Origin of the sequence: Rhodohalobacter sp., assembly GCF_034521535.1 — a bacterium.
Taxonomy (GTDB): domain Bacteria; phylum Bacteroidota; class Rhodothermia; order Balneolales; family Balneolaceae; genus Rhodohalobacter.
This window is the reverse complement of the sequence record NZ_JAXHMF010000006.1, coordinates 744,847-771,323: the sequence shown is the minus strand read 5'-3', so window position 1 is coordinate 771,323 and position 26,477 is coordinate 744,847. Positions and strand designations below refer to the sequence as shown.

At 42.5% G+C, this 26,477-nt stretch carries 27 protein-coding genes; 9 read left to right on the top strand and 18 right to left on the bottom strand.

Features of this window, described 5'->3' with window-relative positions; genetic code table 11:
- Positions 1-149: 149 nt before the first annotated feature.
- Positions 150-3,206, top strand: coding sequence for an ATP-binding protein (locus U5K35_RS15685; RefSeq protein WP_322572448.1), 3,057 nt, complete (start codon positions 150-152; stop codon positions 3,204-3,206).
- A 58-nt stretch (positions 3,207-3,264) separates the two neighbouring features.
- Entirely contained in the window at positions 3,265-4,248 is a 984-nt protein-coding gene (locus U5K35_RS15680) for a mechanosensitive ion channel family protein (RefSeq protein ID WP_322572447.1), read from the top strand.
- A gap of 7 nt (positions 4,249-4,255) precedes the next feature.
- Here U5K35_RS15680 and U5K35_RS15675 read toward each other — a convergent pair whose 3' ends face one another.
- The 4 genes from U5K35_RS15675 to U5K35_RS15660 all read right to left on the bottom strand — a co-directional run bounded on the left by U5K35_RS15675 (position 4,256) and on the right by U5K35_RS15660 (position 6,165).
- Positions 4,256-4,666, bottom strand: coding sequence for a hypothetical protein (locus U5K35_RS15675; RefSeq protein WP_322572446.1), 411 nt, complete (start codon positions 4,664-4,666; stop codon positions 4,256-4,258).
- 1 nt (position 4,667) lies between these two features.
- Positions 4,668-5,108 carry a hypothetical protein gene (locus U5K35_RS15670; protein ID WP_322572445.1) on the bottom strand — a complete coding sequence of 147 codons (441 nt, stop codon included), beginning with the start codon at positions 5,106-5,108 and terminating at the stop codon, positions 4,668-4,670.
- 85 nt (positions 5,109-5,193) lie between these two features.
- Entirely contained in the window at positions 5,194-5,973 is a 780-nt protein-coding gene (locus U5K35_RS15665; RefSeq protein WP_322572444.1) for an SDR family oxidoreductase, read from the bottom strand.
- 6 nt (positions 5,974-5,979) lie between these two features.
- The gene (locus tag U5K35_RS15660; protein WP_322572443.1) at positions 5,980-6,165 is read right to left on the bottom strand and encodes a hypothetical protein; all 186 of its coding nucleotides are present in this window, start codon (positions 6,163-6,165) and stop codon (positions 5,980-5,982) included.
- 178 nt (positions 6,166-6,343) lie between these two features.
- Here U5K35_RS15660 and U5K35_RS15655 point away from each other — a divergent pair, with 178 nt between their 5' ends.
- Positions 6,344-6,826 (top strand): OsmC family protein, encoded by a 483-nt coding sequence (locus U5K35_RS15655; RefSeq protein ID WP_322572442.1) that lies wholly within the window; start codon positions 6,344-6,346, stop codon positions 6,824-6,826.
- On the opposite strand, the gene U5K35_RS15650 is transcribed toward U5K35_RS15655, so the two are convergent.
- The 3 genes from U5K35_RS15650 to rsmB all read right to left on the bottom strand — a co-directional run bounded on the left by U5K35_RS15650 (position 6,821) and on the right by rsmB (position 11,778).
- Positions 6,821-7,309, bottom strand: a complete 489-nt coding sequence (locus U5K35_RS15650; protein ID WP_322572441.1) for a hypothetical protein — start codon at positions 7,307-7,309, stop codon at positions 6,821-6,823. The genes U5K35_RS15655 and U5K35_RS15650 overlap by 6 nt on opposite strands.
- Before the next feature lie 351 nt (positions 7,310-7,660).
- Positions 7,661-10,360 carry a valine--tRNA ligase gene (locus U5K35_RS15645; RefSeq protein WP_322572440.1) on the bottom strand — a complete coding sequence of 900 codons (2,700 nt, stop codon included), beginning with the start codon at positions 10,358-10,360 and terminating at the stop codon, positions 7,661-7,663.
- Between the two features lie 233 nt (positions 10,361-10,593).
- The gene (gene rsmB, locus U5K35_RS15640) at positions 10,594-11,778 is read right to left on the bottom strand and encodes a 16S rRNA (cytosine(967)-C(5))-methyltransferase RsmB (protein WP_322572439.1); all 1,185 of its coding nucleotides are present in this window, start codon (positions 11,776-11,778) and stop codon (positions 10,594-10,596) included.
- A gap of 207 nt (positions 11,779-11,985) precedes the next feature.
- On the opposite strand from rsmB, the gene U5K35_RS15635 reads away from it, so the two are divergent.
- The 3 genes from U5K35_RS15635 to atpC all read left to right on the top strand — a co-directional run bounded on the left by U5K35_RS15635 (position 11,986) and on the right by atpC (position 15,709).
- Positions 11,986-13,608, top strand: coding sequence for a Na/Pi symporter (locus U5K35_RS15635; protein WP_322572438.1), 1,623 nt, complete (start codon positions 11,986-11,988; stop codon positions 13,606-13,608).
- Positions 13,609-13,808: 200 nt separating this feature from the next.
- On the top strand, positions 13,809-15,296 hold the full coding sequence (gene atpD / locus U5K35_RS15630; protein WP_322572437.1) for a F0F1 ATP synthase subunit beta: 1,488 nt from the start codon (positions 13,809-13,811) through the stop codon (positions 15,294-15,296).
- A 17-nt stretch (positions 15,297-15,313) separates the two neighbouring features.
- Positions 15,314-15,709 (top strand): ATP synthase F1 subunit epsilon, encoded by a 396-nt coding sequence (gene atpC / locus U5K35_RS15625; protein ID WP_322572436.1) that lies wholly within the window; start codon positions 15,314-15,316, stop codon positions 15,707-15,709.
- Between the two features lie 63 nt (positions 15,710-15,772).
- Here atpC and U5K35_RS15620 read toward each other — a convergent pair whose 3' ends face one another.
- Complete coding sequence (locus U5K35_RS15620; RefSeq protein WP_322572435.1) at positions 15,773-16,264, bottom strand: hypothetical protein; 492 nt, start codon at positions 16,262-16,264, stop codon at positions 15,773-15,775.
- A 26-nt stretch (positions 16,265-16,290) separates the two neighbouring features.
- A complete protein-coding gene (locus tag U5K35_RS15615) occupies positions 16,291-16,776 on the bottom strand; it encodes a hypothetical protein (protein ID WP_322572434.1) in 486 nt (161 codons plus the stop codon).
- 147 nt (positions 16,777-16,923) lie between these two features.
- Here U5K35_RS15615 and U5K35_RS15610 point away from each other — a divergent pair, with 147 nt between their 5' ends.
- Positions 16,924-19,470 carry a zinc-dependent metalloprotease gene (locus U5K35_RS15610; protein WP_322572433.1) on the top strand — a complete coding sequence of 849 codons (2,547 nt, stop codon included), beginning with the start codon at positions 16,924-16,926 and terminating at the stop codon, positions 19,468-19,470.
- A gap of 65 nt (positions 19,471-19,535) precedes the next feature.
- Here U5K35_RS15610 and U5K35_RS15605 read toward each other — a convergent pair whose 3' ends face one another.
- The 8 genes from U5K35_RS15605 to U5K35_RS15570 form a co-directional block, all read right to left on the bottom strand.
- Positions 19,536-20,153, bottom strand: a complete 618-nt coding sequence (locus U5K35_RS15605) for a GNAT family N-acetyltransferase (RefSeq protein ID WP_322572432.1) — start codon at positions 20,151-20,153, stop codon at positions 19,536-19,538.
- 15 nt (positions 20,154-20,168) lie between these two features.
- A complete protein-coding gene (locus U5K35_RS15600) occupies positions 20,169-20,333 on the bottom strand; it encodes a hypothetical protein (RefSeq protein WP_322572431.1) in 165 nt (54 codons plus the stop codon).
- On the bottom strand, positions 20,305-20,811 hold the full coding sequence (locus tag U5K35_RS15595; RefSeq protein WP_322572430.1) for a class I SAM-dependent methyltransferase: 507 nt from the start codon (positions 20,809-20,811) through the stop codon (positions 20,305-20,307). The genes U5K35_RS15600 and U5K35_RS15595 overlap by 29 nt, the downstream gene beginning before the upstream one ends.
- 53 nt (positions 20,812-20,864) lie before the next feature.
- Positions 20,865-21,236 (bottom strand): DUF2237 domain-containing protein, encoded by a 372-nt coding sequence (locus U5K35_RS15590; protein WP_322572429.1) that lies wholly within the window; start codon positions 21,234-21,236, stop codon positions 20,865-20,867.
- Positions 21,237-21,641, bottom strand: a complete 405-nt coding sequence (gene hisI / locus U5K35_RS15585; RefSeq protein ID WP_322572428.1) for a phosphoribosyl-AMP cyclohydrolase — start codon at positions 21,639-21,641, stop codon at positions 21,237-21,239.
- A 3-nt stretch (positions 21,642-21,644) separates the two neighbouring features.
- Positions 21,645-22,238, bottom strand: a complete 594-nt coding sequence (locus U5K35_RS15580; protein WP_322572427.1) for a transferase hexapeptide repeat family protein — start codon at positions 22,236-22,238, stop codon at positions 21,645-21,647.
- 206 nt (positions 22,239-22,444) lie between these two features.
- Positions 22,445-23,653 (bottom strand): acyl-CoA dehydrogenase, encoded by a 1,209-nt coding sequence (locus tag U5K35_RS15575; RefSeq protein WP_322572426.1) that lies wholly within the window; start codon positions 23,651-23,653, stop codon positions 22,445-22,447.
- A gap of 195 nt (positions 23,654-23,848) precedes the next feature.
- Positions 23,849-25,039: an acyl-CoA dehydrogenase family protein gene (locus U5K35_RS15570; RefSeq protein WP_322572425.1), complete on the bottom strand. Its 1,191-nt coding sequence runs from the start codon at positions 25,037-25,039 to the stop codon at positions 23,849-23,851.
- A gap of 235 nt (positions 25,040-25,274) precedes the next feature.
- On the opposite strand from U5K35_RS15570, the gene U5K35_RS15565 reads away from it, so the two are divergent.
- Complete coding sequence (locus tag U5K35_RS15565) at positions 25,275-25,604, top strand: carboxypeptidase regulatory-like domain-containing protein (protein WP_322572424.1); 330 nt, start codon at positions 25,275-25,277, stop codon at positions 25,602-25,604.
- 78 nt (positions 25,605-25,682) lie between these two features.
- On the opposite strand, the gene U5K35_RS15560 is transcribed toward U5K35_RS15565, so the two are convergent.
- Positions 25,683-25,985 (bottom strand): ferredoxin family protein, encoded by a 303-nt coding sequence (locus tag U5K35_RS15560; RefSeq protein ID WP_322572423.1) that lies wholly within the window; start codon positions 25,983-25,985, stop codon positions 25,683-25,685.
- Positions 25,986-26,129: 144 nt separating this feature from the next.
- Here U5K35_RS15560 and U5K35_RS15555 point away from each other — a divergent pair, with 144 nt between their 5' ends.
- Positions 26,130-26,465: a four helix bundle protein gene (locus U5K35_RS15555; protein ID WP_322572422.1), complete on the top strand. Its 336-nt coding sequence runs from the start codon at positions 26,130-26,132 to the stop codon at positions 26,463-26,465.
- The last annotated feature ends 12 nt before the right edge of the window (positions 26,466-26,477 follow it).

The following is a 26,477-nucleotide window of genomic DNA, read 5'->3' as shown; positions in this document are numbered from 1 at the left end:
GCAGCCTGTGTGATGATTTTTTAAATGTAAACAAATTTTTGTGTTAAGTATAATAAATGCAACTAAAGAGTGGAGTTACATCTAATTATTTTTAAAAATTTGTCTATGTTATATCAAACGGGCTGTACAATTCTTCAGTATATTCAAAAATGAATAAAAACTATCCATCGGTAACGGATCATCTGAAAAAGCAGATTGGTGAGAGTTTTGATAAGGCTTATACCGATCTAAAAATAGATTTTAGAAATGAGCTTTTAGAGTGGTTTCAGAAAACCTACAAAGAGATTTTAGGAATTAAGAAGGAGGATGAATTACGCAAAAAGCGTGTGATTGATACTTTGAACAAAAATATCTCTGATCTATGGAACATTATAGAGAGATATGATGAGAATTTGTGGTCCGAAAAGTGGAAAAACCTGGTTGATGAAATAACAGAGCCGCTACCTGAAACCGTAGTTGAGTATCAGTCTGAAGAGCGTTTTACGGAACAGGAGGATGATTCCTATAAACTAAAAATCCAAAAAAAGCTTAAACGGCTGGCCAGGACGGTCAGCATGCTGTTCAAGAAGGATAAGGCCGGCTGGAAACAGGTTATTCAGCTTAAAAAAAGTGCTAAACTGGAGCTTGCTGGTATTTCGCAGTTACCGGATGAACTGATGGGTGAGGAGTTTGAAATACTGAGCAGGGCCATTGGCAAGCTACTGGAACGGGAACCGGTTAAGGAACAGCCCCAGCCCTCCGAGGCGGAGGCAAATGATAGTAATCAGAATGAAGAAGAGAGTGAAGAAAAGAATGAGCCGGCTGCAGACAAATCGGCGCCGAAAAAAAATGAAGCTGAGAATATAGAAGAGAGCGGCAATAATGGTTACAGGGTTGAGGTAATTAACAAGATAGAGTCTCATCTTCAGAACGCTATTCAAATCCTGAAAAATGTAGAAGCCGAATCGCCAATCTCAACCCGGGTTTATAAAGAGTGCTATCAGGCAGCCATCAAAAGCGGTACTGTTGAAGATGAAAGGAAACTGCTGGAAGAAGATCAGTTAAATGCAAAACTGGTTGAAAAAGGGAGCTTTCTGAACAAAAGACAAAAAGAGTGGCAAACTTTTATAAAGTCCCAATATTCAGACTTTGCCATTCAGATCGAAATTGCAAGGTTTTCGTTTTTAGCCGATAGAGCACGGGAAGAGATTCTTGGATTTACCCACCGGTTTTTCAGAGACTACGGCTATCTGCCATTAGAGAATACCGTTACACGGATCAAAGAGATTTCAGAAGTGCTTAAAAAGCAAAAGGCCGATAAGCTTCCGGCTAAACTTGTGCAAGAGCTCAGATCTGAAATATCTGATAAATTATCGGCTGAACTGCTGGAAACCATAGGTAATCAGGAGAGTCAGCAGCATTTGATTGATCAGATACAAAAAACTATTACAGACCTTCAGCTTGGGTTTTATAGCTTTACAGAGACATTTACACTTGCAGAAAAGAGATCGATTGAGAACGGGAAACCGCAGGTAAAAACTGACAGTGTAAATTGGAAAAAACTTGCTACACGCTATGTGCAGGAGAATGCATTGCGGGAGATGGACCCGGAGAAATGGGAGTGGGTTTCCTTTTTCAAAGAACTTTCATCTGAGTCTGAAGAGATTATGCAGGTGGTGGATGTAAATCTACTTTCCGCAAAAGAGTCTGAAAAAGAGAAAGATGAAGAAGAATCCGTATTGGAGATCGCAATTTCCGGGACGGATCGGGCAGTAAGCCAGCTTGAAGCGACCATAAAACGTGTACGCGAACGTCAAAACTCCTATGAGAAAATTGTTAAGGAAGATTTTCCTCAGAGTATTCAGTCTCTTGCCGAGAGTATGCTTTCAAGGTCATATGATGATCTGGAGATGCAGGATAAAGCGCTTCAGGTAAAAGCGACTGCGAAGAACTGGCGGGAGAGGTTCTTTAAGATCTATTACAAACTTCTTGAGAGATTTGAGCTGTTAAGGCGCTTTTTTGTTAAAAAGTTTAAGGAGATAAATAATATAGTAAGCCGTTTCCTGGGTTTTAAAGATGAGGGATCAGTCAGTACAACTGAAAAGCGGAATCTTGCGGAGTACCTTGCAAAGGTAAATTTTCACCAAAAATTCCCATTCGTGTATAAGCGAATGTTCAGCTACGAATTTGAGATTGATGAACGTTTTTATATCCAGCCACAGGGGCTATTCACATATTTCGAACAGTCTTTCGAAGATTGGAATCTCAACATAGATACCAACTTTTTAATAGTTGGAGAGCGGGGCAGTGGTAAAACGTTGTCTCTTAAATTTATTGAAAAACGATTTCTTGAGGATGAAAAAACAGTTTTTGTCAACTTCAGAAAAACAATGCATACAGAGGAGGAGTTGATTCACACGATTAGCGATGCCTTTGGATATGAAAACATTGAAACCCGAGAAGAACTCATTGATAAAATACAGAAGCGAAGAAGTCGTACAGTTTTAGTTGTGGAGAACATCCACAACATTTTTGTGCGAAATATACATGGATTCAAGGGAGTTGAGAGCTTTTGGGTGTTAATGGCGTCTACAAGGGGTAAATTATTCTGGGTTGTAACTTGCTCGGCGTTTGCATGGAAGTTTTATGAGAAGATGTTCGGCGCGGATCAATATTTCTCCCACATCGTCCGAACCGATAACATCGACCGTGATATGCTTGAAAAATCGATCTTAACCCGTCATAAAGCAACAGGATATGAGCTGATATTCGAGCCGGGAGCTGCTACTGAAAGGAGCAGATCGTTTAAAAAAATTATGTCTAACGAGTCAGAAAAGCAGAAGTATTTGCACGAGCAGTATTTTGATCGGTTAAATCAGGTAGCGGAGGGCAATTTATCAATAGCCATGAATTACTGGTTACAGTCGATTAAAGAGTTTGATGACAGATCAGTTAAACAGTTGCCCACGGAAGTTGCTGATCTGGATAAGCTTGAAGTACCTTCCCGGGATGTTCTTTTTACACTGGCTGCCTTGGTACTGCATGAAAATTTAACTGAAACAGAACTTGCAATGTCACTTCATCAGGATGAAGCCGCAAGCCGTTTGATGCTGGCGAGACTGAAGAGTAAAGGAATTGTACAAAACGATGAAGATGGGTATAAGCTCAATCATCTTATTTACAGGCAGGTTGTACGGTTGCTGAAACGAAGAAATATTATTCATTAAGGAGAGACGGGCCATGAAGAAAAACAGAATGTATCAAATTTTTAGAATCGGGATCAGCTTGATCCTGTTAATAATTTTAGCTGATTTTTTTCAGGCAGAACCGGTGCGGGCAAAAAGTGCAGAACCTTTTTTAGCTGATGAATGGGTACTGGATGCAGGAGCGGAGCAGGAGCAAAGTACAGCGGAAGCTGAAAATCAGTCCGGAGAAGGAGTTTCTGAAGTGAATAGAGAAATTGCTAAAATTCGAGAGTTGATCTCTTTTACCAAGGTTCTTTCCATTATCATCATTCTCGTTTTAACCTACTTTATAAATAAGTACCTGACATTGATTCTCGATAATCTTTCCGAGAAAGCAACGAACTACAGGCTGTTTATTAAACGTCTTGCACCCATCAGCCGGATAATGATCTGGTCTTTTGCTATCTATATTGTTATTGCGGGCGTGATCTCTCCTCCTTTTGAGACGATTGTTGCTATCGGCGCATCGGTCGGTATTGCCGTCGGTTTTGCGTCTCAGGATATTCTGAAGAATATTTTTGGAGGAATTATCATCATATTGGATCGGCCGTTTCAGGTAGGAGATAAGATTGAGGTCGCCCAACATTACGGTGAGGTTCTGAATATTGGTTTGAGATCTTGTCGGGTTGTCACTCCGGACGATTCGGTTGTATCCATTCCAAACGCTGAATTGATGAATACCGCCGTTTCAAACTCAAACTCAAGCGCGCTGGACTGCCAGGTTGTTGCGGAAATTTATCTGCCGGCAACCGTTGATATCCAAAAAGTGAAGCAAATTGCATACAAAGCGGTTTATGCATCCTCGTACACCTATTTGAATAAACCGGTTGTAGTTATTGTGCTGAATGAGCTTGAGAATCGGCATTTTGTCTACAAGCTGCGAGTAAAAGCTTATGTGGTGGATATCCGTTTTGAATTTCTCTTCAAGAGTGATCTTACGGAGATGATTGTAGATGAATGCAATAAACTTGGAATGATTCCACAACCTTTTATAGACAATACAATGGCAAAACCTGCTGAATAGAGGTGAGTTATGTGTTCTCCCGGACTTCTCCCGGATTCCATGCATATTGCCCCTCTCCGATACAACTCCCGTCCTGAATTTTGAGTGAAGGTTCGGTTGCAAAATCAGCGGTAGAAAAAGCGTCTGACTCTTGGTTCCTTTCGGCGTCCAGTTCATTGTAGTCGTTTACTAAATCTTCCAGTTCTGTTCGGTCAGTATCTTTTGTGGAATAAACCAGATATCCCCAGGGACCACCGGCGGGTTTAACGCCGATTGGCATGAATGCGCACTGTTCGATTGTGTCAGCTTCTGCATTCCCGACGAGTTCATCAATTTCATCGGCTATTTGTTCAATCGTTTTATCTTGATTTGTTGAGGCGCACGAAAACAGAAGTAAAGTTGTGCTGAAAAGAACCAGGGTAAATGTTGAGAGATCCATATTATTTATTGCGGTTATGGTGTTCAATGATGTCACCGGGATTCCAGGCATATCCCTCGCCATGGCAGCTCCCATTTTTGAGTAAAAGGGTGGGTTCCGTGGCATAGTCGCATGTAGAACCGTAACCATTCTCTTTCATTCTGATCTCATCCAGTTCGTTATATCTTTCCACAAGCAACTCCAGTTTTTCAGGATCACTATCCTCTTCTGAATAGACCAAATATCCCCAAGGTCCGCCGCAGGGTTTTGCTCCGATTGCAAGTACTCTACAGCTGCTAACTGTTTCTGCATTGGCGTTTCCTACTTCCTGATCGATTAACTGAGCAACCTCATCTATAGAAAGTTCTTCGAGATTGTCTGTAGATATCTCTTCACAGGATGTACTGAAAATTAAAAAGACCGTAAGAATAAAATATTTGGCAAAGATTGATAGTGATTTCATAGACCGGAACTGTTTAGGACTCTTTAATTTATCTACGTTTCCAGTTCGGTAATATTATATCGAAAATGCTGCTTCTATAACAGATTTATTCTCTCTCCTGAATTTTTCTAACGACGGCTGTGACCCACCTGCGAGGGAAAAATTTTATGATACTTGCCATTATTTTGTTCGCTACCCCATAAATGGCTACACGTTTTCCATTTTGAAGTGCATTGAAACCGTACTGAGCAACATCTGCAGATGACGGCATTGGAAACCGGTCCATCAGTTTCGATTTTTCCATATTGGCGGTTTCCTGAAATTCAGACTGGGTGGGGCCGGGGCACAGAGCTGTAACCGTAATGTCATAATCTGCAACCTCGTTTGCGAGCGCCTCACTAAAAGCAAGCACGTAGTGTTTAGTCGCATAATAGACACTCATTAAAGGCCCGGGTTGAAAGGAGGCGGTGGACGCTACGTTCATGATTTTTCCGGTTCCGCGTTCGATCATTCCGGGCAAAAAAAGGTGAGTCAACTGTGTGAGTGATTTGATGTTCAGGTCAATCATTGTTGCTGTTTTGTCCCAATCAGCTTCTGAAAAAAAGCCGTAGTCACCAATCCCGGCATTGTTAATCAGAACATCAATCTGGAGATCTTGATTTGTACAAAATTGAAAGAGAGAATCCGGAGCATCAGATTTTGACAGATCGGCAGCAAAGACATGTACTTGAATGGAATGGGTATTTTCCAGCTCTTCTTTCAGATTCATCAGACGTTCTTCACGCCGGGCGCTTAACACCAGATTAAAACCCTCCCTGGCAAAAATCATTGCCAGTTCTAAACCGATTCCGCTGGATGCTCCGGTGATTAATGCACGTTTACTCATTTACAGTTATTCACCTTTATATTTGTAGATTGTCCAGGCAGTGAGGCCCAGCAATACAGTAGCAGATCCTACAAGAAGTGCCAGATTCACGTCTCTCTGAATGCGTTCGGCACGGTTAAGATAATCAGATCCAATTCCTTTTTTTGCGATCAGTTTTTCCAACTCTTCTCGTGATAAATCTTTAAGCTTCATAATTGTGCTCCTTCGATTTTTTATTTTAAAAATTAGGTAACCTGTTTAGTCAGTTAATATCATAACATACAGTAATTTGAGAGAGTTCAACTCTTTCAATTTTTATTCAGAATTTAAATGTTCATAAAATAATAAGTGTCTGTAAAAAATCACCTTTCAAATAAACAATTAAAAGTTGATGGCTCATTACACGGTAACGATAGAATGGAAAAGAGATGGTGCGAAGTTTCTGGATCATAAATATCAGAGATCGCACACATGGACATTTGAAAACGGTCTGACTTTGAAGGCTGCTGCTTCATCGCATATTGTTGGTGACTCTTTCACAGATCCTTCAGCTATTGATCCTGAGGAGGCGTTTACCGCTTCTGTAGCAAGTTGTCATATGCTGTGGTTTTTATCGATTGCAGCCGGGAGGGGATTTGTAGTAAATAAATATTCGGATCACTCTGAGGGTGTACTGGAGAAGAACGGTGAGGGGAAACTGGCTATAACAAGAATTTATATAAAACCGGTTGTATCATTTGAAGCAGATAATGCACCCGGCCGGGAAGATTTTCTCAAATTGCATCAGGAAGCACACCGAAAATGCTTTATAGCAAACTCGATAAAATCTGAGATAGAAATTTCACCAAAGATGGAAACAGTTCAGAATTTATGAGGCGGAATCCAATCCTTTAACACCTGCAATTTTTAAGCACAAGAGCAGGGAAATTCCGTAGCTGAGGTGCATAATTATTCCCGCCAGCAGTAACTTTCCCGGAAACCATGTATTCGTATAAAATAACCCGAATGAATCTCCTGCTGCTGCTGATACGAGAGGGCTAACGACGGCTCCTGAGAAGATTGAAATCAAAATCCCGAAAATTATCCCCTTTACAATCCAATTTCCCGGAATCCGGTTGTGCAAAAATACAACCCAAAAAAGAGCCAACAGTATTCCGCCAATGATGTATGCCGTATTTGCCCATGAAATTGAGTAGACTTCCGTTCCATGAACATGATTCAGGCTTTGATCTATCAGATAGGCAATATCAATGGGTGGTAGTCCCAGTCCGGACTGTAGAAATGAGACCATTGCCATGATAAATGTTGCGATGAAACCGCAAATAACGGTGCGCCAAAATGTATTTGAGCTAATCATAGATACTCCCGTAAGTCAAAAGGCTTGTAGAGTAAGGCAGCCTGTATAACTGCTGTTTTTGATTAACGTCAGTTCGAGATAAAGAACTGACGCCAAAAAGTCCCCCTTAGAAGGGGGAAGAGTCCCGACAGCTGTCGGGGCAAGGGGGATGACCTGATGAACTAATGTTTAGCTTGAAAATTTATCATTTATCTTTGAATCTACTACTTTTCATCCCCCATTGTCCTCCGACAGCTGTCGGAGGGACACTTTAAAGCAAATTCTTATTTTGGACTCAAGTTAATTAATAATTTAGAAAATATTCGGTATTCCGAAATTCAGTACACAAAACTGCTGTGTTAAATCTCGCTTCTATCCTTTAAACTCTTCCAGCTGTTTCGTCAGTTTTTCAAGATTTGTCTCGGCATCGGCTTTTTTCTGCCTCTCTTTTTCAACCACGTCATCCGGCGCATTATTGACAAAACCTTCGTTGGAAAGCTTTTTCTCAACACCTTTAAGGAAACCCTCCAGACGATCAATCTCTTTTTGGATTCGTTCGCGCTCCTTATCCAGATCGATTAAACCTTCGAGCGGCACGTAAATTTCTGAACCGGCAACAACGGAAGCAGCTGACGCTTTTGGTTTGTCGGCATCTACATCAAATGAGATCGACTCGACAGGCAGAAGTTTTCGATATATCCACTCTGCAGATCGAAGTTGATTAGCCAAGTCAGCATTTTTGGGTTTGATGATGATATTCAGATCAGCCTTAGGCGACAGGTTCATCTCTGCCTGAATATTCCGAACGGAAGAGATCTGATCCTGAACGGTTTTGAAAAGAGAGACAGAGTTTTCAAATGCCTTATCCTGAATTTCTGGCCATGAGCTAATCGTCAGTGCCTCATCAGCGGATCGCTTCTGAATTCGCTGCCAGATCTCCTCAGAGATGAACGGCATGAATGGATGGAGCATCTTCATCAGCATTTCAAAGAATCCGAGAGCTCTTTCAAGATTTTCTTTCGGCATGTTTTTGCCATATTCATTCGCCTTAGAGACCTCGATGTACCAGTCGCAGAAATCGTCCCAAATGAGTGAGTAGATTTTTTTCAACGCTTCATTCAGGCGATACTTTGAAAAATCATCTTCCATTTCGCGCAACGTGGATTGGATACGTCCCATCATCCATTTGTCGGCCACGTTATTCTGATCAATCTCGGTGGTTGGCGAATATTCAACTCCCTTTTCCATATTCATGGTGAGGAAGCGGTAGGCATTCCAGATCTTGTTGGAGAAATTTCGTCCCTGTTCGCAAAGAGATTCATCAAACAGCAGGTCATTTCCGGCAGGAGAGGCGAAGAGCATTCCCACGCGGGTTCCGTCGGCACCGTATTTTTCGATAAGCTTCAGTGGATCAGGAGAATTACCGAGAGATTTTGACATCTTCCGGCGCTGTTCATCCCGAACAATACCGTGGTAATAGACATTGCTGAACGGTTTCTCATCTGCAAAAGCGTAACCCGCCATAATCATCCGGGCTACCCAGAAGAACATAATTTCGGGCGCGGTTACCAGATCCTGTGTAGGGTAGTAGTACTCGAGCTCTTTACTTCCTTTTTTGTTTTTGATAAAATCCGGATCAAAAACAGACATCGGCCATAGCCAGGATGAAAACCAGGTGTCGAGTACATCTTCATCCTGTTTGATATCTGCTTCCGTTAATCCGGAATTTCCTGATTTCTCTTTGGCTTTTTGGAGTGCCTCTTCAGCAGTTCTTGCTATAACATAATCTTCCTCGTCTTCACCGTAATACCAGGCAGGGATTCGATGGCCCCACCAAAGTTGTCGTGAAATACACCAGTCACGGATATTCTCCATCCAGTGCGTGTAACTGTTTTTGAATTTGGCCGGATGAAACTGAATTTCATCATTCATCACGTTATCGAGTGCCGGTTTACTCAGCTCATCCATTTTGCAGAACCACTGTAGCGAGAGTCGTGGTTCGATAACGGCATCAGTCCGCTCGGAATAGCCAACCTTATTGGCCATCTCTTCAACTTTAACCAGTAATTCCTGCTCCTTGAGATCTTTGATGATCAGCTTGCGGGCTTCAAAGCGATCTTTGCCAACGTAATGTTCGGCAACCTCAGCAACAGTTCCGTCGGCGTTCAGCATATCGATAATTTCAAGACCGTGCTTTACGCCAATTTCATAGTCATTCTGATCGTGAGCCGGTGTGATCTTCAAACATCCTGATCCATACTCTTTATCGACGTACTCATCTGAGATGATTTCAACTTCACGATTTATCATTGGGATGATAGCTTTCTTACCAACCAGGTGAGTGTAGCGTTTATCTTCCGGATTTACACATACGGCCGTATCCGCCAGGATGGTTTCGGGACGGGTAGTTGCAATCGTAATGAACTCATCCGAATCTTTAATCGGATATTTCACATGATAAAGCTTGGACTGAACTTCCTTGTGAATCACCTCTTCGTCACTCAGCGCCGTTTGAGCGGCGGGATCCCAGTTAACCATTCGCTGACCGCGATAGATATGCCCCCGGTCATAAAGTTCGATAAAGCAGTCGATGACCGATTCATAGAGCTCATCTTCTAAAGTGAATCGTGTTCGCTGCCAGTCGCAGGAGGCTCCCAGTTTTCTGAGCTGTTGAAGAATAATTCCGCCGTGTTCATCCGTCCATTCCCAGGCGTGTTTCATAAATTCATCTCGGGAGAGGTCACTCTTTTTGATTCCCTGTTTACGAAGCTTCTGTACAACTTTAGCCTCTGTAGCAATCGAAGCATGATCGGTTCCCGGTACCCAGCAGGTATTATATCCTTTCATTCGGGCGCGGCGCACCAGAACGTCCTGAATGGTATTGTTGAGCATGTGTCCCATATGAAGAACACCGGTCACATTTGGCGGAGGAATAACAACTGTGAATGATTCACGATCGTCAGGTTCAGAGTGGAAATAGTTATTCTTTTCCCAGAATGAGTACCACTTGTCTTCAGTTTCAGAGGGATCGTAATGCTTTGGGAGGTCTTGTAAATTGTTGGATGAACTCATAAAAAGATTTTCATTCAGGTAACGTAGGTTTACAAAAAAGCAGAATACAGAACGGTGTGTTCTGTATTCTAAATTTAGTCTTTACTGTATATACTGTTTACTTCACTCGTATCATTCGAACGCCGAAGTGTCCGTCACATCCGTGTATGTGAGGGAATGTCTGGTAGGCGTATCCATCTTCAACCAGAACTTCTTCCGGCAGAAACTCGTCCAGTTTTTCGAGCTCGTAGTTGTCATACTTTCTCCAGGAATTTCTGAATCTGTTCCCAGTTTTCTTCAGGCTCCAGAGAGCATGTACTGTAAATCAGGCGTCCGCCGCGTTTCACATGGTTGGCTGCTTCATCAAGCAGCTCTTCCTGAAGTTTTACGGAGTTTTCAAGTTCCTCTTTGGTGCGTTTCCATCTGAGGTCGGCTCGTTTGCTTAAAACGCCTGTTCCGGTGCAGGGTGCGTCTAAAAGCACGCCGTCGGCCAGCTTAAGGTTCAACTCACGAACATCATCCTGACGAATCTTGATGTTCTCTGCGTTGTAGTTCAGTGCACTTTCAGCAAGCAGTTCCAGTCTGCCCGGATTGATGTCTACAGCTACAATACTGCCTTCTGCATTCATCATGTCTGACATCACGATACTCTTGGTACCCGGCGCTGCGCAAAGATCGTAAATGGTTTCACCGGGTTCAGGCTCAACAATCGTTGGAGCAAATCCAGCGGCAATATCCTGTACGAGACAGATTCCTTTTTTCAGCAGGTCTTTTGCAATAAAAGGGGCCACGCTATCAACTTTAAAATATCCCGGCAGCCAATCGCTCTCTTCAAACTCGATGTCGAGCTTTTCCATGCGGAGTTTAAAATTCTCAGTTTTAGTGCGCAGATTGTTCGCCCTCACATAGTAGTTGGGGCGCTGGTTGTTCGCCTGCATCAGCTGGAATGCCTCTCGTTCCCCGAACCGTTTTACCCATCGCTCAACCATCCACTCCGGGTGCGAAAAGGTTGTTGCAATAAGCTTGGTTCTGTCTTCAAAAGCGGGTTTGGGAAGATTTTCAATATCTCGCTGGATATTTCGGAGAATAGCATTGACTAAATCTCCGGCTTTAGAACCCAGTTTAAGTTTTGCCTGATCAACTGCTTCGTTGATAGCGGCATAATCGGGTGTGCCATCCATAAAGAGCATTTCGTAAAGCCCGAGGCGTAAAATGTTCTTCAAAGAGAACTTCATTTCATCGAGTGAAATGCTGGAATAATTTCCAATAATAAAGTCGAGGTAACTTCGCTTGCGTAAAATGTTTTGAACATACTCCCGAACCTGAGCCCGTTCTCTCGATTCCAGATCGTTAGCCACTGAATAGTCGAGGTTCTTTGTTTCATCAAATTTTTCAAGTAGTTCAATACTGACTGATCGCGCTGTAAGTTCCGTATCCAATGGTTTTTCCCGGTTTTATAAATTCAAATTTCAACAATTCGAAGCCGAATATAATCGGTAAGGAGTCGAATTTTAAAGAGTCTTAAAGATAGTAGATTGTGATACTTTTTGCTAATGGTTGATTCCGATAAAATTGAACCCGGTCTGTCCGTAATAATCCAAAGTTTCTTATTACTTTCGGGTAAATAGAATAAAACGCCGTTAACCATGAACTTCATTTCACAATTTGAGATTTGGACATTCTTTGCAGGGCTCGGAATTTTTCTATTCGGCATGCATATGATGGAAGAATCGATCCGGATTCTTAGTGGCGCTGCGTTTAAATCCATCATTCGAAAGTCTACCGGTACCCGGCTTAAGGGGATTTTAAGCGGTATGTTTAGCACGGCAATACTTCAGAGCAGTTCGGCCGTATCGCTGATGGTATTGGCATTTGTGGGTGCCGGAATCATGAATCTGGTTCAGGCCATTTCAGTGATGATGGGGGCGAAGATCGGGACAACTGCAACGGCATGGATCGTAGCTGTATTTGGATTCAAATTCAATATCGAAGCCTTTTCTTTGCCGATGATCGGCATTGGAGGTTTAGGGATGATAGCACTGGCAAAATCTCCCAAGTATGTAAATGTGAGTAAATTTCTTGTTGCTTTTGGTTTCCTTTTCATGGGACTTGACTACATGAAATCCAGCGTGGATGAAATATCGAATGTAATTGATCCGGAAATGTTTGCAGGCTATGGAGTACTTGTCTATGCGTTAGCAGGGTTGATTTTAACAGCAATCATGCAGAGCAGTTCGGCCACTATTGCCATCGTTTTAACGATGCTGTTCAGTGGTGTGATCAGTTTTACGGCAGGAGCCGCGATGGTAATTGGTGCAAATGTGGGGACTACGGTTACCGTGATGTTGGCAGCCATTGGGGGCATCCATACTAAAAAACAGGCCGCGGTGAGCCAGTTACTTTTCACGTCCGGTACAGCTGTCATTGCTCTTTTATTATTGCCGGTTTTGACCTGGTTGATTCTGGATCTCTTCTCGTTTGATGAAAATCTTGTTCTGGGGCTGGCACTGTTTCACACAATATTTAATATCGGTGGAGTGATGATTTACTATCCGTTTATACCTCAACTTGCATCAAGAGTTGAAAAGTGGATACCGGAAAAAATAGTTTCGTTAAGCAGCTTCATTCACATTACAGATCCTAAAATTACGGAGGCCGGTGTAGTTGCTTTTAAAAAAGAGATTGTGTGTCAGCTTCAGTACACGCTCGATTTTTTACAGCCGATATTTAAGCTGGGATCGCCTACTAGAAAGTTCAGTTACTTAGATCTGGAGAGATATCACGCGGAAATTTTTGAATATTATGCGAAATTGCGTTCAGATGATCTGGATCAGCCTACCCTGGAGAAACTGGATAAACTGTTGCGTGTGAGCCGCAGTTTAATGAACAGCGCCAAATACCTCTTTGAAGCAAAAGATGAACTTGTCGTTTTGGAAAGTGAAACAGATGAAATCCATCAAAAGGCGTATCGAAAAATCAAGGCCAGAATAAATGCTCTTATCTCAACCGGTCGTAAAATCGATATCGATAAGGTTGATGGCGGTGAGATTGAGATCAAATCGGTAATAGAAGAACTCCACGAAATGGTGGAAGCGGAGGATAAGGAGTATATACGGTTGTGTTCAGCTGCAGTGAGTCGGCCTGACTTTAAAAAGACAGAGGTTACATTTTTACTGATGCTGAACCGTGTAGTAACACAATCCTGCCGTATGATGGTGTATGGGATGCGTACATTATCGGAGCCGCAAGAGAAGTTGATTCCGGAATAACACGAATATCAAAAAAAGTACTGAATTAAAATATTAATAGATGCGATTGTACTTTGATTTTTGAGTAATAAGTGGGTAACTTTTTGAGCTTTCGTGGGGGAGGTAAAAACCGATTTGATTTCGGTGTATCTGAACCGCCGGAAAGAAGAAGTAAAACAGTTTACAATACGCGTAAAGACATAAAAAACGATTATAATCGAATGAATAAAGGAACTGTAGCACAAGTTATTGGCCCCGTAGTGGACGTTGATTTTGGTAAGGGAGAGCTTCCCAAAGTTTTGAGCGCACTCTACATTGAACGCGAAGATAAAACGAAACTATATTTAGAGGTTGCTCAACATCTCGGAGAAAGCAGGGTTAGAACCATTGCGATGGACTCTACTGACGGCCTTGTTCGAAATATGGATGTCATTGATACCGGAGGCCCGCTATCAATGCCTATCGGCGAAGATATTCGAGGCCGCCTATTTAACGTTGTTGGTGAAGCGATTGACGGTATCGACCAGCCGGAAGGTAAAAGACGATATCCTATTCACCGCGAGGCTCCTAAGTTTGAAGATCTGGCTACGAGTACTGAAATGCTTGAGACCGGTATTAAAGTAATTGACCTTCTCTGTCCTTACGCAAAGGGTGGTAAAATTGGACTCTTCGGTGGTGCCGGTGTAGGAAAAACGGTATTGATTCAGGAGCTGATTAACAACATCGCCAAGCAACACGGTGGACTTTCCGTATTTGCCGGTGTTGGTGAGCGTACTCGTGAGGGGAATGACCTTCTTCGTGAGTTTCTCGAGTCCGGCGTAATTAAGTACGGTGACGAATTTTTCGAATCAATGGAAAAAGGAGAGTGGGACCTTTCCAAAGTGGACAAAGAGCAACTGAAAGAGTCTCAGGCAACACTGGTTTTTGGTCAGATGAACGAACCGCCGGGAGCTCGTGCTCGAGTAGCACTTTCCGGATTGACTGTTGCAGAGTATTTCCGTGATGAGGTCTCCAAAGACATTCTTCTCTTTATTGATAACATTTTCCGATTTACCCAGGCCGGTTCTGAGGTATCAGCGCTGTTGGGACGTATGCCATCAGCGGTAGGTTACCAGCCAACCCTGGCCAGTGAGATGGGTGACCTTCAGGAGCGAATTACTTCAACAAAAGACGGGTCCATTACTTCGGTTCAGGCGATTTATGTACCTGCCGATGACTTGACTGACCCTGCTCCGGCAACAACATTCTCTCACTTGGATGCTACAACCGTATTGAGCCGTGCGTTGACACAGATCGGTATCTATCCTGCTGTGGATCCGCTTGATTCAACCTCTCGTATCCTGGATCCGAAAGTTGTAGGTGATGAACATTACGATACAGCTCAGGAAGTGAAAGAGATCCTTCAGAAGTACAAAGACCTTCAGGATATCATTGCCATTCTGGGTATGGACGAACTTTCTGACGAAGATAAGACTGTTGTAAGCCGTGCTCGTCGGGTACAGCGATTCCTCAGTCAGCCATTCTTTGTAGCTGAGCAGTTTACAGGTCAAACCGGTGAGTATGTGAAGATCGATGACACTATTAAAGGATTTAAGATGATTCTTGAAGGTGAATTGGATCATCTGCCTGAGAACTCCTTCCACTTAGTCGGTACGATTGAGCAGGCTCAGGAGAAAGGTGAAAAACTTCTTGCTGAAACGGAAGAATAATCAAACCGGAGAAAACCGTGTCTAAAACTTTTCAAGCACAATTACTGACGCCCGAAGGTTCACTATTTGAAGGTGAAGTTGAAAGTGTACAGGTTCCCGGAAAAAGCGGTAATTTCTTAATGCTTTTTAATCACGCACCGATTGTATCATCACTTGGTGTGGGTGGCATCATCATAAAAAAACCGGACAATAGCGAAACAGTTTATGCTGTGAGCGGTGGTTTTGTAGAGATGAATGATAACAAATTGACCATGTTGGCCGAAAAGGCTGAAGAAGCATCTGAAATTGATGTGGAAGAGGCAAAAAAATTACGCGAAGAGGCTAAAGAGCGACTAAAAGATAAAAATTTAGATCGCGAAAAAGCTGAAAAAGATCTGGCAATTGCTGACAACAAGCTGAAAATTGCCAAGTAACTCTTTTATCAGATAAAAATTTAAAACCCCGGTTTGTGAAAGCAGATCGGGGTTTTTTGTTTTTTAAAACTTTAGTGGAATACCAAAATACGTTGAAACCGGCTGACCTTCTATTTTTCCGGGTGTAAACTCAGTTGCCCTGATTGTAATTTCAACCAAATCAACGCAGCTGTTTGTCTCATCTAAGGAATCATTAATATTTGAAACATACCCATTCTCATCTATAACAAAATTATAATAAACTCGCTCACCTTCTAAAGCAGTACAATCTTCTGACGGATTTTGATTAACGGTCCTTGAAAATCTCAATTGAAAATCTCTCATGCCGTTAACCATGCTGGGGAAATCATCTACAACTATCCAGATATCATTATACTCCGATTCATCTATCCAACTATATGATTCAGCTCTTTCCGGATCTTCTTCGATAGCTTTAGCAATAGTGTACGGTTCTGGTACTGCGGGTCGATTCTCTATGTTAGGACGAGTTTCAGTTGATTTGCAGGCTGTACCAAACAGAACGAATGATAAAAAGATGAGGGTTAGTTGTTTCATAGAACAGATATTATTTACGGGACACTTTAAAATTTAACAGGAACACTAAAATATATCTTAACAGGCTCTCCGTTAACCTTTGCAGGTTCCCAGGTAGTAGATGCAATCGTAATCTGTACCTGTTCTACGCAACCTACATTTTCATGACTGTCCGGTTTGATGCGCATAGGATTCCCTTCTTCATTTAAGATTATTCGGTATATTATTCTTTCTCCACTCAGTGTATCACATGTTCCTGATTCATCACTGCGTACAGATCGATTAATTCTGTTTTGGAAATCGGTCATACTAATCTCCATTCTCGGCGGCTCATCTGTGACGACCCATACATTATTATAACCCAGTTCTTCAAACCACTGGTATAAAGATTCTTTTTCGGGTTCTTCTTCAAGCCGATCGGCTACCGTAGATTTTTGGAATGTTGGCCGCTGTATATTTTGGCTGGATGTGCAACTTAATAACAAAAAAGAGAGGAACAGAAAAAGAATAGAATAGATGTGTTGTGAAGTCATAAATATATTTTTTGAAACCGAATTTCTTTAGTTCCGTCAAATGTATTCAATTTCAATGAGTAGTGAAATTTAAATCAAAATAGTATTGAATTCCGCTACTTTGGATATATTGGTTCACCGTAAACGATAACTGACATCTTTTTTATTATGATCAAAGCTACTTTGACAAAAATTTTAATTACACCTCTTTTGGTTTTTGTGCTAATTGGCTGCGCAACAACTCAATCCACTGCACCTACCGAATCAAATAGAGCGCAGCAGAACGAAACTGTAGACTTTAATAAAGCTGTTGAAAAAAGCATAGCCTATGAAGGTCTGTTTACAATTTATCAGGATACAACGGATGGTTCCACGAAAATGGCTATTCATGAAGACCAGCTCGATAAGGAGTTTATCTATTTTGGAATGTCACAGGACGGTGTTCTGGAAGCGGGTCACTTCAGGGGAAATTTCCGTGACAATAAGATTGTAAAAGTCAGACGCTATTTTGATAAAATTGAGTTTGTTCACGTAAATAACCGCTATTGGTTTGACGAGGAGAGTCCGCTGAGTCGTGCATCGAACGCGAATATATCAGACGCACTTCTTTTCAGTGGTAAGATTATGGCTGAGGACGAATCAACAGGAATGTTGCTCATTGATGCAGATCCGCTGTTTCTATCTGAAAGCCTGCATCAAATCAAGCCGAGTCCCAATCCGCTTAGCAGACCGGGACAATATTCTATCGGTAACCTGAGCCAAGAGAAAAGCAAGTATACCGCCATCAAAAGCTTTCCGAAGAATTCAGATGTTTTGGTGGAGTATGTGTATGAATCTCAATACCCAACAGGGTCAACCAGCGGAGCGGTAACAGACGGAAGATCTGTTAAAATTGCCTTTCAGCACACGTTTATTGAAATGCCTGAGAATGAATTTGAACCGAGATTTGCTGATCCGCGGGTGGGATATTTCACAACGCAGATGGATGATCAGGTGAGTACGAGTGTAACACCGTACCGGGATTTAGTCCATCGGTGGAATTTGGTTAAAAAAGATCCCGACGCTGAAATATCAGAACCTATAGAGCCGATTGTCTGGTGGATTGAAAATACTACGCCGCATGAATTCAGGGAAACCATTAAGGTAGCAACGCTGGCCTGGAACGAGGCTTTTGAAGCTGCCGGTTTCAGAAATGCCATCGAAGTGAAGGTGCAGCCGGATGATGCTGACTGGGAGGCCGGTGATATTCGTTATAACGTGCTGAGATGGACATCTTCTCCTATTCCTCCGTTTGGCGGCTATGGCCCAAGTTTTGTGAATCCACGTACCGGTCAGATTCTGGGAGCAGATATTATGCTGGAATGGGGTTTCTTCAGAAATCGAATGTTTGAAGAAGATATTCTTGCTTCAGGGCTAAATGCCGAGGTTCATATTCATGAGGCGATGGATGAAAAGTTCTGCACTTACGGGCAACATTTTTCACAGAACAACCGGTTTGGAATGAGCGCATTGAGTCTATTGGATGCTCCTGAAGAGGAGCTGGAAGGATTCCAGAAAGAGGCGATGACCATGCTGATTTTGCACGAACTGGGCCATACATTCGGACTCAACCACAATATGCAGGCGAGTACACTGCATTCACCTGAAAACATTCACAGTGAAGAGCTGGCTAATACAATCGGCCTGACCGGTTCAGTGATGGACTACTCATCCGTGAACGTGAACAGAGACCGTGAAAACCAGGGACGCTACTATGATATCAAACCCGGTCCGTACGACATTTGGGCGATAGAGTTTGGATATAAGCCTGAGCTAAATGATGAGAGTGAAAGATTATCTCATCTCGAAAGATCAACCGATCCGGAACTCGCATTCGGTAACGATGCAGACGACATGAGAAGTCCGGGCAAAGCGATCGATCCTCGCGTTATGGTCGGAGATATGTCATCTGATCCGGTAGCTTATGGTGTGGAAAGAATCGAAATGTCTAAGGAACTGATGGATGGACTTCTTGAGAAGTTCGGTACCCGTGAAGGTCAATCCTATCAGATGCTACGTAATGCATTCATGTCTTTGATGAGACAGCAGCAAACCCAGACCGGAGTTATTGCCCGGCAGGTTGGCGGTGTTTACAGAGACAGGGCGTTTATAGGACAGGAGGGAGGCGATATTCCATTCCGGCCTGTTCCGGCAGAAAAACAGAAAGAGGCGATGAACTATCTGAATCAATACCTCTTTGCACCGGATGCGTTCAGCAGTTCTCATGAGGTTTATAACTATCTTCAGATCCAGCGACGCGGTTTTAATTTCTTCTCCATGTCGGAAGATCCAAAGATTCACGATCTGGCACTTGGCATGCAGTCTAATGTGTTGAATCATCTGATGCATCCGAACACGATGAAGAGAATTACTGACTCCCGAACTTATGGCAACACCTACACGGTGGCAGAAGTGGTGAGTGATTTGACAAGTGCGACGTTCAGTGCTGATGCCGGGGGAAATGTGAATACGTTCAGGCAGAATTTACAGATAGAATATGTGAACCGTTTGATCTCATTGCTTGAAAGTGAAAGTCACGACTATATTTCCAAGTCTGCTGCACTTTATAATCTGCAAAATATCCGTTCCATGATGGATAGCAAGGGATCTGTTAACGAAGAGACCAAAGCTCATGCGGCTCATATTAAAACAGCAATTGACAAAGCCCTGGATTAAACTAAATCCGTGAGAGTTGTGAAAAAGCCCTGCAGCAGTGCGGGGCTTTTTTATTTTAACCAGGGTTAAAGCTCTTTTACAAAATGAGAATCCTTTCGATCAAAACCTACTTTCTCCAGATAGTTGTTGTGATCTTCATTTCCTGTTGGCGTCACTATTTTTTGAATTCCGTCCTGTTTTAGCTGCGCTTGGTTTTTTTCAAACAGGAAGCTGCCGATTTTAAAATCCCGATAGCTTGGAATTACAAAATCGAGATCCATTTCAAGTGTACCGTCATCCTTTACGTTTCCAATAACTAATCCGGCCGGTACCATATCGCTTAGTACAAAAACAACGTAGTTGTAAGATTTTTCGAAAGAGAATTCAGGCTGGTAGGTTTTGATATGATCGCGGTAAAACTCTAAAAATTTGGCCAGGTAATTACTCTCGTCAGTAGACCTGAGGAGTTGGAAATAGTGATCATCCCGGTAAATTTTCACCAGGTAGTAAATATTTACAAATACAATAAAAGCATTCATTAAAGCAACCGGCCAGGCATTGATCAGTATACCATAGATGGTAAATGTGAGAGAACCGAGCAGGTTGATGATTCGCAGCTTGACGATTGCGCTCATCATCAGAGAGATAGCTACCAGCAGCGATGCCAGATAGCCAATAATTTCATAAATAACGGCTTCTTCCATGATGTGATTTGTTTATCAGGTTGAATGTTTTTCTAAAATAACGGTGCGTTCGCCAAATACTTCAAGTGTAGCTCCATAATGATCGGCCATCCATTGAAACGTCTTTTCTGAATAGAAAGTAACATGAGTATCATCTTTTCGGTAGTGCCAGTCAGGGAATTCTTCCAGAGATGGAACCAATTTTGGTCATGATTCCCAAAAATCCACCGGGTTTCAGGCACGACCAAAGCAGATCAAATTCTTTTCTTGGATTAAATAGATGTTCTGCGGTTTCGGTGGTGGTAATAAAATCGTACTGCTCATTGAACACAGTTCGATCCGGAGCATAGAAAGGATCGTAAATATTTACTTTATGTCCATCTTCTTCAAACATCACACTGAGTGTAGGGCCGGGACCAGAACCAAAATCTAAGCCGAAACTTTTGGGGCTTAGCTTTTTGCTTAAGGGCGTATAAAGCTGACTCAGAAAATTTCGATACCGCTCATCTGCAGGATCATTCTCGTGTAAGTCGTATCGGCTTTTTTCTTCACCCGGGTCTAACCGCTGACCGGGTTTTACGTAGATAAGATCACAGTTATTGCAGTGCAGGTAGTCGTAACCGTCAGCCCTGCAAAAATCTTCTGCCTTCTTCGAAAGACACAGAATGCAGTTTTCCATGAGAAAAGATAAAATTTGAGATTGGTTAGAATTGATTCCGGTGATCTGCGAGATTATTTGGTGTTTGCGTGCTCCAAAAGCTGATCCATTTTCACAAAATCCAGTACTTTTTCGTTAGTTGCTTCGAGATCAATCTTAGGTGCAACGCCGGCATTGTAGGCTTCTTTCCATCGCAGGGCACACAGGCACCATTTATCACCGGCTTTTAAACCCGGGAAGTTGTACTGCGGCATAGGTGTTTTTAAGGGATTGCCCATCTCCATGGAAAAATCCAAAAACTCATCGGTCATGATGGCACAAACCAAATGCCGCCCGGAATCCTGAGGACCGGTGTGGCAGCAGCCATCACGATAAAATCCGGTTAACGGATTTTTACTGCACTCTTTTAAAGGCTGGCCAAAGACATTTTTTGCTGATTTATCCATCTACTTTTCCAGAAAAGTTAGTTTCGTGTTATCAAGGTCGAGTGATCTGTAGAAACAGGATTTTCTGAATTTGCCCAGTTCGTTTTTTGTGTGACAAACACCATCTCCTTCAAGCCGAACTTTGTATACCAAGGCGTCCTGATCGCAGTCAATTAAGATATCATCAATCCAGATTGTATTACCGGAGGTTTCACCTTTCACCCAAAGCTCCTTCCGGCTTGTGCTCCAGAAAGTCGCTTTCCCGGACTTTATGGTGTGATCGACTGCCTCTTTATTGACAGAAGCGATCATGAGAATATCCCCGGTTGAAGATTCCTGCACGACCACAGGTAGCAATCCTCCGCGTTTTTCAAACTGCGGATTAAACGTTACGCTTTCTTCAATATCAGATTTGGATTGAGACATAACTTATTTCTTTTGATTACCCCAGGTTTGATAATTACCGGTTTGATCTTGCCGATTTTCCGGTATTTCCCGCAGTGGTTCACACTCCTTTAACGTATCATGAAGTTGCTTGGGCAGCCGCTGATACCATCCGGTCCCTTCCGTTTTCCACTGAGCCATTTCATCGGTAACATCTTTTACGATCTTCGCAGGATTTCCAACAACAACTTTTCGATCCGGAATTTCCATTCCCTCTTTGATGAACGAAAGTGCTCCAACAATGCACTCTTTGCCAATCTTTACATTATCCATCACAACGGCATTCATTCCTACAAGTGTGTTTTCACCAATTGTTGCTCCATGTATAATGGCACCATGACCAATATGGGATGACTTTTTCAACGTAACGGTAACTCCCGGAAACATATGGATGGTACAGTTTTCCTGAACATTACTTCCATCTTCAATTACAATTTTTCCCCAATCACCTCGAATAGCCGCACCCGGACCGATATAGACATCTTTTGCGATAATTACATTACCGGTGACGGCTGCCTGGGGATGAATATAGGCAGATTCATGAATAACCGGTTTAAAGCCGTTGAATTCGTAGATCATATTCTTGAAATATGAGTCATGAGTAAAGAGCTGTCAGTTTCCAGAAAGTGGTCGGGATCTGACAGCGTTAACCTTCATTAGAATTAATTTGATTTAAACTCTAAAAGCAGCTGGGTGTGGAATTGAATTTTATATAGTTGATGCTATTCTGACCAAAATATAAATTCAACTCTTCACCTCTGCGTACTTTGCGCTTCTGCGGTAAATCAATCGTTTCCTTTCGGAGTAAACGACTGAATACCTGTGATTTCTCTGCCGAGAATCAATCCGTGGATGTCATAAGTACCTTCGTAGGTAACCACAGACTCGAGATTGACCATATGATGGATCACACGATACTCACCTGTAATTCCATTTCCACCGTGCATGTCGCGCGCTACTCGTGCAATATTTAGTGCTTTGGCGGTATTGTTTCGTTTTGCAAGAGAAGTCATGGCGTGGTGATCACGCCCTTCATCCTTTAGCTTGCCAAGCCGGAATGCCAACATTTGCATGGATGTAATATCCGTGAGCATATCTGCCAGTTTGGTTTGCGGTATCTGGTTGGCTGCAATCGGGTGTCCAAACTGTTTACGGTCCAGTACATACTGTCGTGCCTTTTGATAGCAAAACTCAGCAGCACCTATGGCCCCCCACGCAATTCCGTAACGTGCACTGTTGAGACACATAAATGGGCCTTTCAGTCCGCGAATATCGGGAAAAACATTCTCATCTGGGACAAATACATCTTCAAAAACCATCTCGCCGGTGGAGGAGGCCCTTAAACTCATTTTGTGTTTGGTAGCAGGGCAGGAGTAACCGTCCATTCCTTTTTCAACGATGAACCCGCGAATAACCGGTTTATCATCTTTGTGTTCTTTGGCTTTTGCCCAAACAACACCAACGTCTGAGATAGGGGAGTTGGTAATCCACATTTTGGCGCCATTCAAAATCCAGCCGCCATCTGTTTTTAAAGCGGTGGTAACCATAGATCCGGGATCTGATCCGTGATCAGGTTCTGTCAATCCAAAACAGCCGATTATTTCACCGGTAGCAAGTCGTGGCAAAAATCGTTCTTTCTGTTCTTCTGTTCCGAATTGTGAGATCGGGTACATCACCAAAGAAGATTGCACGGACATAAACGATCTGTAGCCGGAATCAACCCGCTCAACTTCACGGGCAACCAGTCCATACGCAGTTTGACTTGCGCCGACTCCGCCATATTTTGGGTCGATAGTAGCTCCTAAAAGTCCAAGATCGCCCATCTCCTTGGCGATATCCATATCAAAAATTTCTTCCTGATTACCTTTGAGCGCTCTTGGTTCAAGCTTGGTCTGCGCATATTCGCGAGCGGTCTCCATGATCATTTTGTCATCTTCATTCAGCTCCGATTCGAAGAGGAATGCATCGTCTATGTTAAATTGTGAATTGCTCATGTTGGTAGATGATTAAAAGTCAGATTTTGTATTATTTATACTGTGCAATGTAATGAATTCAGTGTGGCAAATCATTCACGGGAAATAATTTTTTATGATAAATTATCCGCAAAATTAACGTGAAGACACGGTATAATAAAAGTCACATCTCTTTCGAAATGTGACTTTTAATCAAATCAATTGGCCGGTATTGAATTAGCTGTTGTAGCCCAGCTCATTTTTGATCTCACGGGCCAGAATCAATCGTTGAATTTCAGATGTTCCCTCACCGATAGTCATCAGTTTGGAGTCTCTCAAAAACCTTTCAACGTGATACTCTTTTGTGTAGCCGTATCCGCCGTGGATCTGGATCGCATCCAGTGAAGCTCGTTCTGAAAGTTCAGAGGCAAACAGTTTAGCCATCGATGCCTCTTTAGTGTATGGACGACCCTGATCTTTTAACCAGGCGGCCCGGTGTACTAAAAGTCGTGCCGCGTCAATCTCTACGGCCATGTTTACCATTTTATGCTCGATAGCCTGGAAGTCACCGATTGAATGTCCAAACTGCTTTCGTTGCTTGGCATACTTCATAGACTCTTCTAGGGCGCCACGGGCAATACCCACGGAGAGTGCACCGATTCCGATTCGTCCGCCATCCAACACCTTCATGGTGTCGATGAATCCACGGCCTAATTCGCCAAGCAGGTTCTCTTCCGGAACTCTTACATTTTCGAGAACAACTTCGGCTGTATCGGATGAGTTCATACCAAGCTTATGCATCGGTTCACCGGGTTTGACGCCGTCCATCTCTCGCTCAACGATAAAAGCACTGATTCCCTTGGTGCCTTTGTCAGGGTCAGTTTTGGCCAGCACTACATATGTACTACCTACAGTAGCCTGTGTTATAAACGTTTTTGCACCGTTGATTACCCACTCATTGCCGTCTTTAACAGCAACTGTTTTCATATCGGAAGAGTCACTTCCTGATCCGGGTTCGGTGAGGCACCATGCACCCAGTTTTTCGCCTTGAGCAAGAGGAGTAAGGTATTTTTTCTTCTGTGCATCATTTCCCGCAAGAGCAATGTGGCCACTTCCCAATGAGGTGTGAGAAGCTACGGTGAGAGCAAGGGATGCATCCCAGCGCGCAATCTCTTCAAGTGCCAAACAGAAGCTGACAGTGTCAAAACCTGCGCCGCCATATTTCTCTTCATGGTAGATACCGAGCAAGCCCTGGTCGGCGAGCATTTTAATAATGTCGTGAGGAAATTTTTTATTGGCATCGCGTTCAATAACTCCCGGTGCTATGTGCCGATTTGCGAAATCGCGAACCGTATCGCGAATCATGGCTTGATCTTCTGTCAGATCAAAAGATAGTGAGGATGATTTTTCAAGTACGTCTAAAGTCATTTTTTGAAATAGTTTTTATTTTTTGGTACCGCTTCCAAAAGGTAACGATTTTTTGCCTGTTTTCATTTACGCGGTTTCAAATTTTTACGTGACAGAAAGGCTTATTTAACGATGAGATAGTTCATCTGCGAAAGTGCCTGAGACTCAATTGTTAATGAAACTTAAAAGAATGGAACAATGTGACCTGAGAATTGTTAATATTTATGAACACAAAACTAAATTAAATACCAGACATATGAAGTTTACCAAAATATCATCTCTTCTAATTGCACTGTTACTTTTCGTCGGAGTCGGGTGTTCATCACCTAACAGTTTGACTTCAGATGAAATTACCAATGTTGCCGGAGTAGTTATGACAGCGGATTATGAACGAGTGGCTAACGCGGAGCTGCACTTTATGGCAGACGATCTTCGAACTACAACAACAGAAGACGGAACTTTTGTACTCAACGAAGTGAGTGTTGGTACACAAACAGTTTCAATCAGTTCAGAAATGCACGGTACTGTTGAGAAAGAGGTAGACATTGTAAATGGCGGAACCAGACTTGAACTTAAACTCGATTAACAAAATCGAACGATAGTAACCAAAAAAGGCTCTCCGAGTTCAAATTCGGAGAGCCTTTTTTATGTGATTGATATTTGTTTAACCAAAATTCCACGTCACGCCGCGACCAATTTCCGGATCGGGAAATTCCCAGCTCACCGCTCCCTGATCGCACGCATACATACATGTTCCGCACTCAATACAGTCTTCCACCTGGAAATGAACTTTTCCATTTTCATCTTTTGTGTAGCAGTTGGCAGGACAAACATAGGTAGTGCAGTGGTGCGGACAGGTTGAGTTGCAAATATCTGTTTCAACCTTAATATGAGGTTTGATCTCAGATTTTGCCTGGTTACGGTAGCTTACCAATCCAAGTCGTTCGGGTAAAGTCAGGAGTTTCATCAGTATGTTAATTGAGTTAATTGATAGTCTTCGGTGATAAGTGAAAACGCATAACGCAAAAGTGAAAAGTGAATCAAATTTTTTGTAAGGATTTGATGAATTGTGGTTCATATTAAAAAAAACCTTGAATAAACCTCTTCAATCATGTTATCACTTAATCATAAAAACTTGAATGTTTATCAAAAAAGTATTGAGTTAGTATCTGATATTTATGCTTTGACTCAAAAATTTCCTTCATATGAGAAGTTTGGTTTAACAAGCCAGCTTCGCAGATCTGCGATTTCAATTCCTTCCAATATTGCAGAAGGTGCTTCAAGAAAAACAGAAAAAGAAAGAAAAAGATTTTATGAAATCTCAAGATCATCACTTGTCGAACTTGATACACAAATCGGTATTTCAATAAATCTTGGATATCTAAATAAAAATCATGTTACAAAACTGGCAAACGAAATATTCGCTATGCTATTAGCAATGACGTGATATCTTTTGCGT

Bases quoted from the DNA above. Each gene is read 5' to 3' on its own strand.
- U5K35_RS15685 (WP_322572448.1), top strand. From the start codon at position 150: ATGAATAAAAACTATCCATCGGTAACGGATCATCTGAAAAAGCAGATT.
- U5K35_RS15675 (WP_322572446.1), bottom strand. From the start codon at position 4,666: ATGGATCTCTCAACATTTACCCTGGTTCTTTTCAGCACAACTTTACTT.
- U5K35_RS15670 (WP_322572445.1), bottom strand. From the start codon at position 5,108: ATGAAATCACTATCAATCTTTGCCAAATATTTTATTCTTACGGTCTTT.
- U5K35_RS15665 (WP_322572444.1), bottom strand. From the start codon at position 5,973: ATGAGTAAACGTGCATTAATCACCGGAGCATCCAGCGGAATCGGTTTA.
- U5K35_RS15660 (WP_322572443.1), bottom strand. From the start codon at position 6,165: ATGAAGCTTAAAGATTTATCACGAGAAGAGTTGGAAAAACTGATCGCA.
- U5K35_RS15655 (WP_322572442.1), top strand. From the start codon at position 6,344: ATGGCTCATTACACGGTAACGATAGAATGGAAAAGAGATGGTGCGAAG.
- U5K35_RS15650 (WP_322572441.1), bottom strand. From the start codon at position 7,309: ATGATTAGCTCAAATACATTTTGGCGCACCGTTATTTGCGGTTTCATC.
- U5K35_RS15645 (WP_322572440.1), bottom strand. From the start codon at position 10,360: ATGAGTTCATCCAACAATTTACAAGACCTCCCAAAGCATTACGATCCC.
- U5K35_RS15635 (WP_322572438.1), top strand. From the start codon at position 11,986: ATGAACTTCATTTCACAATTTGAGATTTGGACATTCTTTGCAGGGCTC.
- atpD (WP_322572437.1), top strand. From the start codon at position 13,809: ATGAATAAAGGAACTGTAGCACAAGTTATTGGCCCCGTAGTGGACGTT.
- U5K35_RS15620 (WP_322572435.1), bottom strand. From the start codon at position 16,264: ATGAAACAACTAACCCTCATCTTTTTATCATTCGTTCTGTTTGGTACA.
- U5K35_RS15615 (WP_322572434.1), bottom strand. From the start codon at position 16,776: ATGACTTCACAACACATCTATTCTATTCTTTTTCTGTTCCTCTCTTTT.
- U5K35_RS15610 (WP_322572433.1), top strand. From the start codon at position 16,924: ATGATCAAAGCTACTTTGACAAAAATTTTAATTACACCTCTTTTGGTT.
- U5K35_RS15605 (WP_322572432.1), bottom strand. From the start codon at position 20,153: ATGGAAGAAGCCGTTATTTATGAAATTATTGGCTATCTGGCATCGCTG.
- U5K35_RS15595 (WP_322572430.1), bottom strand. From the start codon at position 20,811: ATGGAAAACTGCATTCTGTGTCTTTCGAAGAAGGCAGAAGATTTTTGC.
- U5K35_RS15590 (WP_322572429.1), bottom strand. From the start codon at position 21,236: ATGGATAAATCAGCAAAAAATGTCTTTGGCCAGCCTTTAAAAGAGTGC.
- hisI (WP_322572428.1), bottom strand. From the start codon at position 21,641: ATGTCTCAATCCAAATCTGATATTGAAGAAAGCGTAACGTTTAATCCG.
- U5K35_RS15580 (WP_322572427.1), bottom strand. From the start codon at position 22,238: ATGATCTACGAATTCAACGGCTTTAAACCGGTTATTCATGAATCTGCC.
- U5K35_RS15575 (WP_322572426.1), bottom strand. From the start codon at position 23,653: ATGAGCAATTCACAATTTAACATAGACGATGCATTCCTCTTCGAATCG.
- U5K35_RS15570 (WP_322572425.1), bottom strand. From the start codon at position 25,039: ATGACTTTAGACGTACTTGAAAAATCATCCTCACTATCTTTTGATCTG.
- U5K35_RS15565 (WP_322572424.1), top strand. From the start codon at position 25,275: ATGAAGTTTACCAAAATATCATCTCTTCTAATTGCACTGTTACTTTTC.
- U5K35_RS15560 (WP_322572423.1), bottom strand. From the start codon at position 25,985: ATGAAACTCCTGACTTTACCCGAACGACTTGGATTGGTAAGCTACCGT.
- U5K35_RS15555 (WP_322572422.1), top strand. From the start codon at position 26,130: ATGTTATCACTTAATCATAAAAACTTGAATGTTTATCAAAAAAGTATT.